The organism is Pseudomonas tremae (genome assembly GCF_023278125.1).
Lineage (GTDB): Bacteria > Pseudomonadota > Gammaproteobacteria > Pseudomonadales > Pseudomonadaceae > Aquipseudomonas > Aquipseudomonas tremae.
The window spans coordinates 4,291,989-4,306,067 of the sequence record NZ_CP066270.1; the positions used below are offsets into that span (position 1 = coordinate 4,291,989).

At 58.8% G+C, this 14,079-nt stretch carries 13 protein-coding genes and 1 other RNA gene; 4 read left to right on the forward strand and 10 right to left on the reverse strand.

What is annotated here, in order from left to right:
• Positions 1–3 precede the first annotated feature (3 nt).
• From mraY to I9H09_RS19430, 10 genes are all read right to left on the reverse strand, one after another.
• On the reverse strand, positions 4–1,086 hold the full coding sequence (mraY, locus tag I9H09_RS19385) for a phospho-N-acetylmuramoyl-pentapeptide-transferase (protein ID WP_122323338.1): 1,083 nt from the start codon (positions 1,084–1,086) through the stop codon (positions 4–6).
• Positions 1,086–2,456 (reverse strand): UDP-N-acetylmuramoyl-tripeptide--D-alanyl-D-alanine ligase, encoded by a 1,371-nt coding sequence (locus I9H09_RS19390; RefSeq protein WP_122323339.1) that lies wholly within the window; start codon positions 2,454–2,456, stop codon positions 1,086–1,088. The genes mraY and I9H09_RS19390 overlap by 1 nt, the downstream gene beginning before the upstream one ends.
• Entirely contained in the window at positions 2,449–3,915 is a 1,467-nt protein-coding gene (locus tag I9H09_RS19395) for a UDP-N-acetylmuramoyl-L-alanyl-D-glutamate--2,6-diaminopimelate ligase (protein ID WP_024691039.1), read from the reverse strand. The genes I9H09_RS19390 and I9H09_RS19395 overlap by 8 nt, the downstream gene beginning before the upstream one ends.
• On the reverse strand, positions 3,915–5,645 hold the full coding sequence (locus I9H09_RS19400) for a peptidoglycan D,D-transpeptidase FtsI family protein (RefSeq protein ID WP_005890163.1): 1,731 nt from the start codon (positions 5,643–5,645) through the stop codon (positions 3,915–3,917). The genes I9H09_RS19395 and I9H09_RS19400 overlap by 1 nt, the downstream gene beginning before the upstream one ends.
• Positions 5,642–5,935, reverse strand: coding sequence for a cell division protein FtsL (gene ftsL / locus I9H09_RS19405; protein ID WP_003340690.1), 294 nt, complete (start codon positions 5,933–5,935; stop codon positions 5,642–5,644). The genes I9H09_RS19400 and ftsL overlap by 4 nt, the downstream gene beginning before the upstream one ends.
• Positions 5,932–6,873, reverse strand: coding sequence for a 16S rRNA (cytosine(1402)-N(4))-methyltransferase RsmH (gene rsmH / locus I9H09_RS19410; protein ID WP_005890159.1), 942 nt, complete (start codon positions 6,871–6,873; stop codon positions 5,932–5,934). Before rsmH ends, ftsL begins: the two co-directional genes overlap by 4 nt.
• A gap of 2 nt (positions 6,874–6,875) precedes the next feature.
• Positions 6,876–7,331 (reverse strand): division/cell wall cluster transcriptional repressor MraZ, encoded by a 456-nt coding sequence (mraZ, locus tag I9H09_RS19415; RefSeq protein ID WP_005620303.1) that lies wholly within the window; start codon positions 7,329–7,331, stop codon positions 6,876–6,878.
• Between the two features lie 307 nt (positions 7,332–7,638).
• Positions 7,639–7,996, reverse strand: an RNA gene (gene rnpB, locus I9H09_RS19420) — RNase P RNA component class A.
• A gap of 76 nt (positions 7,997–8,072) precedes the next feature.
• Positions 8,073–8,942: a 16S rRNA (cytidine(1402)-2'-O)-methyltransferase gene (gene rsmI / locus I9H09_RS19425; RefSeq protein ID WP_024668811.1), complete on the reverse strand. Its 870-nt coding sequence runs from the start codon at positions 8,940–8,942 to the stop codon at positions 8,073–8,075.
• Positions 8,943–9,009: 67 nt separating this feature from the next.
• Positions 9,010–10,232, reverse strand: a protein-coding gene (locus tag I9H09_RS19430; protein WP_183136713.1) for an IS3 family transposase whose coding sequence is annotated in 2 segments (ribosomal slippage) — positions 9,010–9,881 and positions 9,881–10,232 — 1,224 coding nt in all. Because the reading frame shifts where the segments join, the coding sequence is not laid out codon by codon here.
• A gap of 307 nt (positions 10,233–10,539) precedes the next feature.
• On the opposite strand from I9H09_RS19430, the gene I9H09_RS19435 reads away from it, so the two are divergent.
• The 4 genes from I9H09_RS19435 (at position 10,540) to I9H09_RS19450 (ending at position 14,061) form a co-directional block, all read left to right on the forward strand.
• Complete coding sequence (locus I9H09_RS19435; RefSeq protein WP_024691042.1) at positions 10,540–12,354, forward strand: penicillin-binding protein activator; 1,815 nt, start codon at positions 10,540–10,542, stop codon at positions 12,352–12,354.
• Positions 12,354–12,725, forward strand: coding sequence for a YraN family protein (locus I9H09_RS19440; protein WP_005890153.1), 372 nt, complete (start codon positions 12,354–12,356; stop codon positions 12,723–12,725). The genes I9H09_RS19435 and I9H09_RS19440 overlap by 1 nt, the downstream gene beginning before the upstream one ends.
• Positions 12,726–12,892: 167 nt before the next feature.
• Entirely contained in the window at positions 12,893–13,486 is a 594-nt protein-coding gene (locus I9H09_RS19445) for a phosphoheptose isomerase (RefSeq protein WP_024668808.1), read from the forward strand.
• Positions 13,483–14,061, forward strand: a complete 579-nt coding sequence (locus I9H09_RS19450; protein WP_005890149.1) for a BON domain-containing protein — start codon at positions 13,483–13,485, stop codon at positions 14,059–14,061. The genes I9H09_RS19445 and I9H09_RS19450 overlap by 4 nt, the downstream gene beginning before the upstream one ends.
• The last annotated feature ends 18 nt before the right edge of the window (positions 14,062–14,079 follow it).

Consider the following 14,079-nt stretch of genomic DNA (forward strand, 5'->3'; position numbering starts at 1 on the left):
GTTTTACCTCAGTTTCAGTGTGGCAAGGCCGATGAGCACCAGAATCACGGTGATGATCCAGAAACGGACGATCACGCGTGGCTCGGGCCAGCCTTTGAGTTCAAAGTGGTGGTGAATCGGCGCCATGCGAAACACCCGGCGGCCGGTAAGTTTGAAAGACGCAACCTGAATGACCACTGAAAGTGTTTCCATCACGAACACGCCGCCCATGATGAACAGGACCATTTCCTGACGCACGATAACGGCCATGGTGCCCAACGCAGCGCCGAGCGCCAGCGCACCGACGTCGCCCATGAAAACCTGTGCCGGATAGGTGTTGAACCACAGGAACCCGAGCCCCGCACCAATCAGCGCGCCGGAGAACACGATCAGTTCACCCGCCCCCGGAACATAAGGAATCAGCAGGTACTCAGCGAACTTCACGTTACCCGACAGGTAGCAGAAGATGCCCAGCGCGCCGCCGACCATCACGGTCGGCATGATTGCCAGGCCGTCCAGACCATCAGTCAGGTTGACGGCGTTACTGCAGCCCACGATCACGAAATAGGTCAGCACGATGAAGCCGATGCCCAGCGGAATACGAACATCCTTGAGCATTGGCACGATCAGCGTGGTTTCAGTTGCTGAAGGCGCAGTCGTATAAAGAAAGATGGCTGCGCCAAGGCCGAACACCGACTGCCAGAAGTACTTCCAGCGGCTCGGCAAGCCCCGAGAATTCTTTTCGATCACTTTGCGGTAGTCATCGACCCAGCCGATGGCGCCGAACAGGAAGGTCACCAGCAACACAACCCACACGTAGCGGTTGCTGAGGTCAGCCCACAGCAAGGTGCTGATGCCGATGGACGACAGGATCAGCGCCCCGCCCATGGTCGGTGTGCCGGATTTCGACAAGTGCGACTGCGGGCCGTCATTGCGGACCGACTGGCCGATCTGGCGCATCTGCAAAGTGCGGATCATCCATGGACCCAGGCACAGCGACAGCGTCAGTGCGGTAAGCACGCCAAGGATCCCGCGCAGAGACAGGTACTGAAAGACCGCAAAGCCTTTGTAGAACTGTTGTAGAAACTCGGCCAACAGCAGCAGCATTAATGTTTCTCCAGGCTAGAACCGCACAAGGCAGCTACGACGTTTTCCATCGCAGCGCTACGCGAGCCCTTGATCAATAAAGTGGTATTAGGGTCCTGCTCGGCGCCCAGCGCTGCGATCAGCTCTGCCTGACTGGCAAAGTGATAGGCATGTTCACCAAAGGCGCTGACGGCATGAGTCATCAGTGGGCCGACGGCATACAGGGCCGACACTTTGCCAGCGGCGTAGGCACCCACTTCGCGATGTCCCTGCTCGGCCCAGTCGCCCAGTTCGCCGATATCGCCCAGCACCAGTACGGTACGGCCGGTGAAACCGGTTAGAACATCGACGGCAGCGTTGATCGACGCAGGGTTGGCGTTGTAGGTGTCATCAATGACGCGAACGCCATTGCTGGCGATCTGCGCGACCGCCCGGCCCTTGACCGGTTGCACGTTGTTCAGACCGGTGACGATGCCTTCCAGCGACACGCCCAGGGCACACGCAGCAGCCGCAGCGGTCAGGGCGTTAGTGACGTTATGCGCACCCAACAGGTTGAGTTGCACCTGTGCTTTGCCCAATGGGCTGTTGAGCGTGAAACCCGGGCAGCCTCTGGCATCCCGGCTGAGGTCACTGGCGTACAGATCGGCGGCCGTGTCAGCCAGTGCGAAGGTCAGCACAGCACGATTGCCTGCACGCTTGCGCCAGATCGGAAACGCCTTGTCTTCCAGGTTCAGCACAGCCGTGCCGGTAGCGTCCAGACCTTCAAGGATCTCGCCCTTGGCCTCGACGATTTTGTCCGGACCGCCGAACTCGCCCACATGGGCAGACCCGGCGTTGGTGATCATGGCCACATGCGGCTTGGTGAGGCTGACTGTGTAAGCGATTTCACCGACGCGCGAGGCGCCCAGCTCAATTACAGCCGAGGTGTATTCGGGAGCCAGCTCCAGCAGGGTGAGCGGCACACCGAGCTCATTGTTCAGGTTGCCACGCGTCGCCAGCACAGGCCCGCGCGTGCGCAGGATGCTTGCGAGCATCTCCTTGACCGTGGTTTTGCCACTGGAACCGGTGACTGCAGCAACAGGCTTGTCGACAAACGCATTGCGATTCATCGCGCCCAGCTGGGCAAGGGCCTTGCGGGTGTCGAGCACAACCAGTTGCGGCAGCGTTGCGCCTTCAACCTCGCGCTCGACCAACGCGCCGACTGCACCTTTGGCCGCTACTTGTTCAAGGTATTCGTGACCGTCGAAACGCGGACCGGTCAGGGCGACAAACAGTTGCCCCGCCTGAATACCACGGCTGTCGGTGCTCACGCCGTCGAAACTGCAATCGCCACCGACCCTGCGGGCATCAAGCGGCACGAGCAACTCAGCGAATGTCATGGGCTTAAGCATTGGCAGCCTCCCACGCGGCAAGCGCTCGGGCAGCTTCTTCAAGATCAGAAAACGGCTGACGCTGGCCGCTGATTTCCTGGTAGTCCTCGTGCCCTTTGCCAGCAAGCACTACAACATCATCAGCGCTGGCACCGGCGATCAACTCGGCAATGGCCTGAGCGCGTCCCTCGATGAAGCTCACCTTGTCGGCGGCCGCAAAGCCCGGACGGATGTCGGCGAATATCTGAGAAGATGATTCGTTGCGAGGGTTGTCGTCAGTGACGCAGATACCGTCGGCCAGTCGCTCGACCACTTCCGCCATCAGCGGACGCTTGCCGCGATCGCGGTCGCCACCGCAACCGAAAAGGCACAGCAAGCGACCTTTGGCATGAGGGCGCAGTGCTTCGAGCACTTTTTCCAGCGCGTCCGGGGTGTGCGCATAGTCAACGACGACCAACGGCTTGTCAGCACCACCCAGACGCTGCATGCGTCCGACCGGGCCTTCGAGTTTTGGCAGTACCTTGAGGATTTCGTCCAGCGCGTAATCCAGCCCCAGCAAAGCGCCGACCGCAGCCAGCACATTGCTCAGGTTGAACCGGCCCAACAGGCTGCTGCGCAGAAAATGCTCGCCTTGCGGCGTAACCAGCGTGGCGCGCACGCCATCGTCATCGAATTTGGCTTCGCGACAATACAGATACGCTGAGCTGTCGAGCTGGCTGTAGGTGATCAGACGCGATTCCTGCTTGAGACCAGCCATCTGACGGCCGAAATCGTCGTCAAGGTTGATCACCCGGCAGTTCAGATTTGGCCATGCGAACAATTTGGCCTTGGCAGCGCCATAGGCTTCCATAGTGCCGTGATAATCCAGATGATCACGAGACAGGTTGGTCAGCACCGCCACGTCGAACGCCAGCGCGGTTGCCCGTCCCTGATCCAGACCGTGGGACGACACTTCCATCGCCACAGCTCGCGCACCAGCTTTTTTCAGGTCAGTCAGCGTCGCCTGAACCGCAATAGGGTCAGGCGTGGTGTGGCGACCGCTTTGCAGCGAACCATAGAAACCGGTGCCCAGCGTGCCGACGATGCCGCAGCGCTGACCCAAGGCGTCAAGCGCCTGGGCAACCAGCTGAGTGACACTGGTCTTGCCATTGGTGCCAGTGACGCCAACCAGGTTCAGCCTGCGGCTTGGATCGCCGTAAAAACGACCTGCGATGTCAGAAAGCTGCGCAGCAAGCCCCTTGACCGGAATCAGCGGCACGTCGGTGAGCGGCAGAACGTTGGAGCCTTCTACCTCATACGCCACTGCCGCCGCGCCGCGCTTGAGCGCATCGGCAATGTGCGCGCGACCATCAGCCTTGATGCCCGGCACAGCCAGAAACAGATCGCCCGGACGCACGTTACGGCTGTCCAGGGTCAACTCGCGGATCAGTGGATCGCGGTCGGTATGATTAGCGAAAATTTTGCTCAGACTCAAGGTCATCAACCACGCCCTCCTTTGGCTGCGGGTGCTGCATTGACTTGCTCCGGTGGCGCAAGGTTGTCAGGCGTCACGTTCATCAGACGCAACGTGCCGGACATGACCTTGCTGAACACTGGCGCAGAAACCAGACCGCCGTAGTAGCCGCCCTTGCTCGGTTCGTCGATGACGACCACGATGGCGTAACGCGGGTTACTCATCGGTCCGAAACCGGCGAACAGCGAGCGATAGGAGTTTTCCGCGTAGCCCTTGGTGCCTATGGACGTCTTGCGTGCGGTACCGCTCTTGCCACCAACGTGATAGGACGGCACACGGGCGCGATACACGCCGCGCGGGTCTTCGATCACCTGCTGGAGCATGCCCTGCAGTGTCTTGGCGGTTTTCTCTGGAATGGCCTGAGTCGACTCTGGCTCTTTGTCTGTCTTCAAAATGGTCAGCGGTACGATCCGGCCGTTGTTGGCCAGCGCGCCATAGGCGTGTACCAGTTGCAACGCGGTGACCGACAGGCCGTAGCCATAGGACAGCGTGGCGGTTTCTGCCTTGCGCCATTCACGGTAGTTGGGCAGGTTGCCAACGCGCTCGCCAGGGAAGCCAAGACCGGTGTACTGACCGAAACCGACACGCTGCATGGCACGGAAAATCGCTTCGCCGCCCACATCGAACGCGACTTTACTCATGCCGACGTTACTGGAGTTGATCAGAATGCCGGTCAGGTCGAGGATCGGCCCTTCGGTCTTGGTCACGTCACGAATGGTGTATTTGCCGATCTGCAAAGTGCCCGGATAAACCTCGACCTTGTCGGTCGGCTTCCAGCGACCGCTGTCCAGCGCTGCAGTCATGGAAATCGGCTTCATGGTCGAACCTGGTTCGAACACGTCAATTATTGCCCGGTTGCGCATGGCGGCGGGCACCATCGTGCGACGGTTGTTCGGGTTGTAGGTCGGCTGGTTGACCATCGCCAGGACTTCACCGGTCTTGACGTCCATGATCACCATGCTGCCGGCCTTGGCCTCGTTCTCTACGATCGCGTTGCGCAGCTCACGGGTTGCCAGATACTGCAGACGCAGGTCAATGGACAACGCCAAGGTCTTTCCGGCCTTGGCATTCTTGGTCACCTGAACGTCCTTGATCAGCCGTCCACGCCGGTCCTTGATGACCTGACGCTTGCCGGGCACGCCGGCAAGCCAGTCGTCGTAGGCCAGCTCTACACCTTCACGACCGTGGTCGTCGAGGTCGGTAAAGCCGACCATGTGTGCGGTCACGTCGCCTGCCGGGTAGAAACGGCGGAATTCTTCGATGCCATAGACACCTGGCACTTTCAGATCCAGCGCAGCCTGACCCTGCTCAGGCGTCATGCCGCGAACCAGATAGATGAACTCCTTGGTGGACTGCGCTTCAAGACGCTCGGTCAGGGCTTTAAGGTCCTGCCCTGTCGCCGCTGCAAGCATTGGCCACTTGGACTTGTCCTGCTGCATTTCGCGCGGGTTGGCCCACAGGGTGGTCACCGGCGTACTCACGGCAAGCGGCTCGCCGTTGCGATCGGTAATCAGACCGCGGTGAGCAGGAATAGGGATATGCCGAAGACTGCGCGCGTCGCCCTGCTCCTTGAGGAAGGTATGGTCGATGACTTGCAGGTCGACGATGCGCCAGCAAATGGCAAGCACCAGCGAGACAAGAAGCCCTACGACTACGCGGAAACGCCACGGATAGAGTGCGCCCTCAAGCTTCATCATGGCGCCACCATCCGTACTTCAGCGGCGCTTGGAATGCGCATCTTCAGTTGCTCGGTGGCCAGTGTCTCGATGCGGCTGTGCGCGGTCCAAGTACTTTGTTCAAGGATCAGACGCCCCCATTCTGCCTGCGCCTTGTCGCGCACGCTCATCTCCGAATACAGCGAGTTGAGCAGTTGGCGGTTCCAATGGGCACTATAGGAAACGCCGATGGCCGAAATCAGGACAGCAATAAACAGCAGCAGCATAATGAAGCTGCCGCCGGGCAGAGGTTTCAGGAACAGCCGGCTCACCTGAGCTTCTCCGCTACACGCATGACAGCACTGCGCGAGCGTGGGTTGGCCTTGGTTTCGGTATCGGAAGCGAATTGAGCCTTGCCGTGAATCTTGATTTTCGGCTCGAATGCCTTGTATTGAATAGGCAGGTTGCGCGGCATGTTGTCAGCTTCGCCCTTGGCGAGCTTACGCATGAACAATTTGACGATGCGGTCTTCAAGCGAATGAAAGCTGATGACCACCAGACGTCCACCCACTTCCAGAGCTTCCATTGCCGCTTCGAGGCCAGCTTCCAGATCGCCCAGCTCGTTGTTGACGTGAATGCGCAAGCCTTGAAAGGCTCGCGTTGCAGGATTTTTGCCTTTTTCCCAGGCAGGGTTGGCCACCTTGAGAACTTCAGCCAAGTCGGCCGTGCGCTCGAAAGGCTGGATTTCACGGCGCTGGACTACGGCGTTGGCCATGCGTTTTGCAAAGCGCTCTTCACCGTATTCCTTGAACACGCGGGCGATTTCTTCGGCGGGGGCGCTGGCAATGAACTCGGCAGCACTGACGCCACGAGTCGGGTCCATACGCATGTCCAGAGGACCGTCATTCATGAAGCTGAAGCCGCGCTCCGGGTCATCCAGCTGCGGGGACGACACACCCAGATCCAGCAGAATACCGCTGACCTTGCCTGCCAGGTCACGCTCCAGAGCTTCCGAACCCAGCTCGGCGAAGCTGCGCTGCACAATGACAAAGCGGCCGTCTTCGGCCGCTAGCGCTTGCCCGGTGGCAATCGCTTGAGGGTCCTTGTCGAAACCCAGCAGCCTTCCGTCAGGACCGAGATGGCTCAGAATAAGACGGCTATGCCCGCCACGCCCGAACGTGCCGTCCAGATAGCAGCCATCAGCGCGCACCGCGAGAGCCTCCACGGCTTCTTCGAGCAGCACGGTAATGTGAGTAAAGCCGCTATTCATAGTCACAGGATCAAGTCACGTAATTCGTCGGGCATCGCGCCAGGTTTTTGAATGGCAGCCAGGTCAGCATCAGCAAGAGCGTTCCAGGCGTCCTCATCCCACAGTTGAAACTTGTTGAGTTGGCCTACCAACATCACGCGCTTGTCCAGCCGCGCGTACTCGCGCAAGCGCGGAGGCACCAGAAAACGCCCGCTGCCGTCCAGCTCCAGGTCGACAGCATTACCAATCAAAAGCCGCTGCAGCCGACGGTTCTCTTCACGAAACGTCGCCAGATCACGAAGTTTTGCCTCTATCAGCTCCCATTCGGACAGCGGATAGAGGCACAGGCATGGGTCTACAGCATCGATGGTCACGATCATTTGCCCCGCGCTACGCGAATCCAACTCGTCACGGTACCGACTCGGCATAGCGAGACGGCCCTTGGCATCGAGATTGATTGCGTTGGCACCACGGAACACAGGCGCATTCTCCGAATATTAGCTTTTTGCGCTAAAAAAACCCACTTCGTGCCACTTTCTGCCACTTGCGCACACTATAGGAACCCGCCTGCCACACCGTCAAGGCACGGTCTTAAGGAAAACCCTTACATTTCGGAGATTTAGAAGCGGTATCGGACGAGAAAGGGTAATTTCACGAAGGTTCTGACGGATTAATCCCACACAGCTCAAACCATTGCGGCTCGAAGTTAATGTGATTTATGAGCTGTAAGATTTTTTTGGTATTACGAAGGGGATTTGCTGCTGAAAAGCGGAGGGTATGAAAAAGGTGGAGAGTCGATCTGTAAGCCGGGTTCTGTCGAGGACAGTCATTCCTCTACGACGGCCATCACTGGACGTCTTTAGCAACCTACCCGGTTCCAGCGCGGGCCACGCCTAGGAACCCTATTTGGTCTTGCTCCGAGTGGGGTTTACCTTGCCACGAACTGTTGCCAGACGTGCGGTGCGCTCTTACCGCACCTTTTCACCCTTACCGGCACCGAAGTGCTTAGGCGGTTATTTTCTGTGGCACTTTCCGTAGGCTCGCGCCTCCCAGGTGTTACCTGGCACTCCGCCCTATGGAGCCCGGACTTTCCTCCCCCCCTTGTTGCGGAACAACAAGAGGCAGCGACTGTCCAATCGACTCTCCGCCGACAAGGTTAGCGGCACACGCCTTCGAGAACAAGCTTTAATAGTACCTCCAGCCCTTCCAGGAACAGCTCGTCAGCCCTTTTGAGCCTCCAGCGCCACCTGATAGAGCAGGTTCTTGCGCACACCGGTGATCTCGGCAGCCAACGCGGCAGCCCGCTTCAGCGGCATCTCTTCGAGCAATAAACCCAGAACCCGGCGGGCCTCCGCCCCTACCACATCGTCTTCTTCCGGCTGCGTCCAGCCAGCCACCAGAACAACGCATTCGCCGCGCTGCTGATTGCTGTCGCTCTCGACGAATGCGCGCAGCTCACCCAAAGGCAGACCCTTGAGTGTTTCGAAAGTTTTGGTTATTTCACGAGCCAGCAGTGCATGACGGTCGGCGCCGAAGACCAGCTCCATATCCTGCAGGCATTCCAGGATCCGGTGCGGCGCTTCGTAATAAATAAGTGTACGCGGCTCTTCCTTCACCTTCTCGAGCTTTGCCCTGCGACCCACGGCCTTGGCTGGAAGAAAGCCTTCGAATATGAAGCGATCAGAAGGCAGACCAGCCGCCGAAAGCGCTGCAATCAGGGCACAGGCACCCGGCACCGGAACCACCGGCACGCCCGCGGCACGTGCCTGGCGCACAAGGTGATACCCGGGATCAGAGATCAGGGGCGTTCCAGCATCGGAAATCAGCGCGATATCGTCGCCCGCCAGCAGGCGAGTGATGAACCGGCTACCCTCGTCCCGTTCGTTATGCTCGTGGCAGGCAGCCAAAGGCGTTGATATCCCGAAGTGCTGCATCAGACGCGCAGAGTGACGCGTGTCTTCTGCCGCGATCAGCGCAACTTCACGCAACACCTTCAGCGCTCGCACGCTCATATCGTCCAGATTGCCGATAGGAGTCGCCACAACATAAAGCGAACCCGGAGTGGAATTCGAAACAACCGGAACAGTCAAAACGCAAACCTCATATGTTAAAGCTGGGTGTGTCTAGTCCTGAAATAGGTTTACACCTGTTTCACGCTCAAAATGCCCGATGCACCGCATCGGGCGTTTTGTATTTCAGAGCTAAGTGTGGCCGCTCCCCATTGTAGATCTGCACTGATTCATCAACCATTTTCACTGCATCTGCCAAGTCTTTAGGGCGACGGAGTAGAAACTCGGTCTTCAAAATCCCGTTTACTCGCTCGGCCATAGCGTTCTGATAGCAGTCATAGCCATCCGTCATCGAGCACCGGATTCCATGCCTGGTATGCAGCTGCTGATAGAGATCGGAACAGTACTGGACGCCGCGATCTGAATGATGAATCAGCATCTGATCGGTTTTTCGCTCTCCTACCGCTTTTTCCAGTGCCTTTATCACCGATTGGGCATGCAGGCTTTCATGCACGTGATGGCCAACGATCTTGCGTGAGTACGCATCTGTTACAAGGCTCATGTAGGCCACGCTTTCCTGCGTAGGCAGGTAAGTTATGTCTGCAACCCAGACCTGTTCGGGTCCATGGGCCACGACTTGTTGCGGACCTGCTTTGAGCAGGTTGGGGTGGCGACGGAAGCGATGATGGCTATGAGTGGTCTTGTGATAAGCCCGTTTGCGCGGAACCAGCTCGCGCGCATCACGAAGGATGGTAAACATACGATCTCTACCCACGCACAACGACGCAGGAGCTTCGACGCTCATCAAGTAGTGCAGCTTGCGCGTTCCCAGCCTGGGCTGGCGACGCCGCTTTTCCAAAACGAAGTCCACCACCTCTTGGTCTCGGCAGACCCTCGCGTCAAAAGCGCGATTACGCTTGTAATACGCTTGGCGCGAAATCCCCATGAACAGGCAAGCCCTGGTAATGCTCAGGTCTTGGATTTGCCCTTGCGAGAGGACTTGCCGGGTCGCTTTTTTACGACAGAAACGCCGTAGTCATTTTTCAGAACGTTGACGACGGCTTCAAAGAACTGAGCCTTCTGGTTGCTCAGCGCCAGCTGTTCTTCAAGCTCTTTAATCCGCTGCTCGGGTGTCGGCGGGAGGGTTGGCTCGGTCATGGACCTGCTCCTCTGCTCTCGAATTGATGCGCCTTGGCTCCAATCCTGTCGACCGTGCTTTCGTAACCAGACCAGCACCGTCGACCGGCCTTGGATGCCATAGCGTCGTTGGGCTTCTTTATAACTCAACTCGCCTTTTTCAACTTGATCTACGACCGATAATTTAAAGGCTAGCGTGTAATCGCGCTGGCTGCGCCTTTTACCCGAATCCATTGAGTCCTCCTGAGGAAAGTTCAGAAGGTGTAAACCTTATTCAGGACGGGACAGTGCCTGGAAAAAAGCATTGTACAGGCTGCGGCCCATATCAACGGTTCGCGCACCAGGGATGCCGATAAAAAGGGAATGAAAACATGATTACGTCCAACCGTGGAGTACGGCATCCCTCTCGAATTGAACGATTTGGCCGACAGATGACCTTAACGCGGCCAATATCATGGCTTTAAACACCTTCGACGTCGCACCCCGGCCGGCGCTTGGGTACAATTCTCCGTTAATTCGCTCGAGTCTCAGGAACATACCAATGATCGCTTGTCTGCGGCTGCTCTCTGCCCTCTGCCTCGCTGCCCTCCTAGCAGCGTGTGCCAGCTCGCCCTCGTCCAGCCTTGGCGAGCTGCCTCGTACTCCTGACGCCAGCATCGAGCAATTGCTCGATCAGGCCGCCAGCGCCAAAACACCCGAGCAGGCCGCAACGCTGCGCTTGAGTGCCGCCGACCTGGCCAGCCGCCAGAATGACGCAGGACGCGCTGCGCAAATCCTCGGACAGGTACAACTCGATCAGCTCAAACCCGGCCTTCAGGTGTATGCCAGCACGCTGTCCGCCGAACTGGCGATGGGCCGCAATCAACCCAAAGCGGCACTGACAGCGCTGAATCACCCAAGCATGCAGCGCCTGGGTGAACTGTCGGTCGAGCAGCAGGTTCGCACACACATGGTCAAAGCCCGCGCACTGGAAGCCGATAACCAGATGCTGGCGGCCGTTCATGAGCGGGTCTATGCAGGCCCGCTCCTGCAAGGCGCGGACGCCAGCGCGAACAACGACGCGATCTGGACACTGGTCTCCGCCCTTCCAGCCGACCAGCTGCAAAGCACAGCAACCGACGACCTGGGCGGCTGGCTGAACCTTGCACGCTCGATCAAAGGCGCTGGCACGCTGGAGCAACAGCAAACCGCCATCGACAACTGGAAAGCGCAAAACCCGAAACACCCCGCCGCACTGCAATTGCCCACCGCACTTGCGAAACTGCGCGCCCTGACCAGCGAGCCAATTACTAAAATAGCGTTACTGCTGCCGCAGGATGGCCAACTGGCAGCGGTTGCCAAGGCGCTTCGTGAAGGCTTCATGGCGGCGCACTTCCAGGCGCAGCAGGCCGGAGAGAATCCGCCCGCCATCCAGGTCTTTGACAGCTCGCGCGTCACGTCCATGGATGAGTTCTACCGTCAGGCTCAGGCCGCAGGCGCGCAACTGGTCGTCGGCCCGCTGGAAAAGAATCTCGTCAAACAACTGAACAGCCGCCAGCAACTGCCGATTACCACCCTCGCCCTGAATTACAGCGACACCAGCACCGAAGGCCCTGCGCAGCTGTATCAGTTCGGCCTCGCCGCCGAAGACGAAGCACGCGAAGTGGCCCGTCGTGCCTGGGCTGATGGCAAGCGCAGCGCCGTTGCGATGGTGCCGAAGGGTGAATGGGGCGACCGCGTTCTGGATGCGTTCCGCAAGAGCTGGCAGGCCAAAGGCGGCACCCTGATCGCTGCCGAGCACGTTGATCAGCCTGTAGAGCTGGCCCAACAGGTTGCCGACCTGTTCCAGCTGCGCAACAGCGAAGGCCGTGCCCAGCGCCTGCAAAGCACAGCTGGCACTCAGGTTGCCGCTCAGCCAAGCCGTCGCCAGGACATCGACTTCATGTTCCTTGCCGCAACACCCCAGCAAGCGCAACAGATCAAACCGACCATGGTCTTCCAGTACGCCGGTGATGTTCCGGTCTACGCCACTTCGCACCTGTTCACCAACAGCAATGATCACGCGCAGTACATGGACCTCAACGGTGTGCGCTTCTGCGAAACGCCCTGGTTGCTCAATGCCGATGACCCGCTGCGCCAGCAGGTCACCGCTCAATGGCCACAAGCAGCGGGCAGCCTCGGTCGCCTCTATGCAATGGGCATCGACGCCTATCGTCTGGCTCCGCGCCTTGGCCAGCTCAAGGCAATGCCAGAGAGCCGCATCGACGGCCTGTCCGGCAGCCTGAGCATGAACCCGGATCGTCGCATCGAACGCCAACTGCCTTGGGCAGAGTTCGTGGACGGCAAAATCCAGCGCCTGCCGGACACAGCCCCTTGATGCAACGCGGCACCCGCCAGCAAGCAGGGCGCGAGGCAGAAGCCTACGCCCTGCAGTATCTGCAACAGCAGGGTCTGCGCCTCATCGAACAAAACTGGTTGTGCACACGCGGCGAGCTTGATCTGGTCATGCTTGATGGCGATACAGTAGTATTCGTCGAAGTTCGCTACCGCCGCCATTCCGGATGGGGCGGCGCGACGGAAAGCGTCGATTTTCGCAAGCAAGGTAAACTCGTCATCGCCGCGCAGCTTTTTCTTCAACATGCACCAGGCTGGGCCAGCCATCCCTGTCGTTTCGATGTGATCGCCATTGAGGGCGACCCTGGCAATGCTGCACCGTTGAACTGGATCAAAAGCGCGTTCGACAGCTGACATGCTCGACGCACGGCAGCCTGAACGCGCTGACGACATGTGCCAGGCTTTTACCTTCATTGATTTCGCTATTTGTTTTGCCGGCTGCACACCGTGTGTGCCGGATAGCGTCCGGGAGAGCCCGGCGCGTCCGCCCCGCCGCCGTACGCTCTAATAAGGTCACATTGATGGACATGCAATCCCGAATTCGCCGGCTGTTTCAGGCCAGCATCGAAACCAAGCAACAGTCGATGGAAGTCCTTGCACCCTTTATCGAGCAAGCCAGCCAGGTGATGGTCAATGCCCTGCTCAATGAAGGCAAGATGCTCGCGTGCGGCAACGGCGGCTCGGCGGGCGATGCGCAGCATTTTTCCTCGGAACTGCTCAACCGCTTCGAGCGCGAGCGGCCCAGCCTGCCTGCCATCGCACTGACCACCGACAGCTCGACGATCACCTCGATCGCCAACGATTACAGCTACAACGAAATCTTCTCCAAACAGATCCGCGCACTGGGTCAGCCGGGCGATGTGTTGCTGGCGATTTCCACCAGCGGCAATTCGGCGAATATTATTCAGGCCATCCAGGCCGCACATGATCGTGAAATGATTGTCGTAGCATTGACGGGACGCGACGGCGGCGGAATGGCCTCGCTGCTGCTGCCCGAGGATGTAGAAATACGCGTACCGGCCAACGTCACAGCACGTATACAAGAAGTCCATCTGCTGGCGATCCATTGCCTCTGCGATTTGATCGACAGCCAACTGTTCGGGAGTGAAGAATGACCCCTAATCGTCTCAGCCTACTGGTTCTGACACTGTGCCTCAGCATCACCGGATGCAGTTCGGTGATCACGGCCTCACGCGACAAACCGATCGAAGACGATCGCGGCACGCGTACCTTTGGCAGCAAGATCGATGACTCACTGATCGAAACCAAAGCAGCAGTCAACATCTCCAAGGCCAACCCGGACCTGGCCGAGGGCTCGCACATCGTCGTGACCAGCTTCAACGGCATCGTGCTGCTCGCCGGCCAGACACCGCGAGCTGACCTCAAGGCCATGGCCGAACAGGCCGCCAGCTCAGTCCAGCGCGTCAAGAAGGTCAACAATGAACTTCAGGTCATGGCGCCGTCGTCCTTGCTGGCACGTAACAACGATGCCTGGCTGACCACCAAGATCAAAGCCGAGATGATCGCCGATGCATCGATCCCCGGCTCACGCATCAAAGTGGTGACCGAGAACGGTATCGTATTCCTGCTGGGCCTGGTGACCCAGGACGAAGCCAATCGCGCCGCCAACCTTGTACAGGGCGTTTCCGGCGTGCAAAAGATCGTCAAACTGTTCGAGTACATCGACTGACGCCCAAAAGGCAGACGT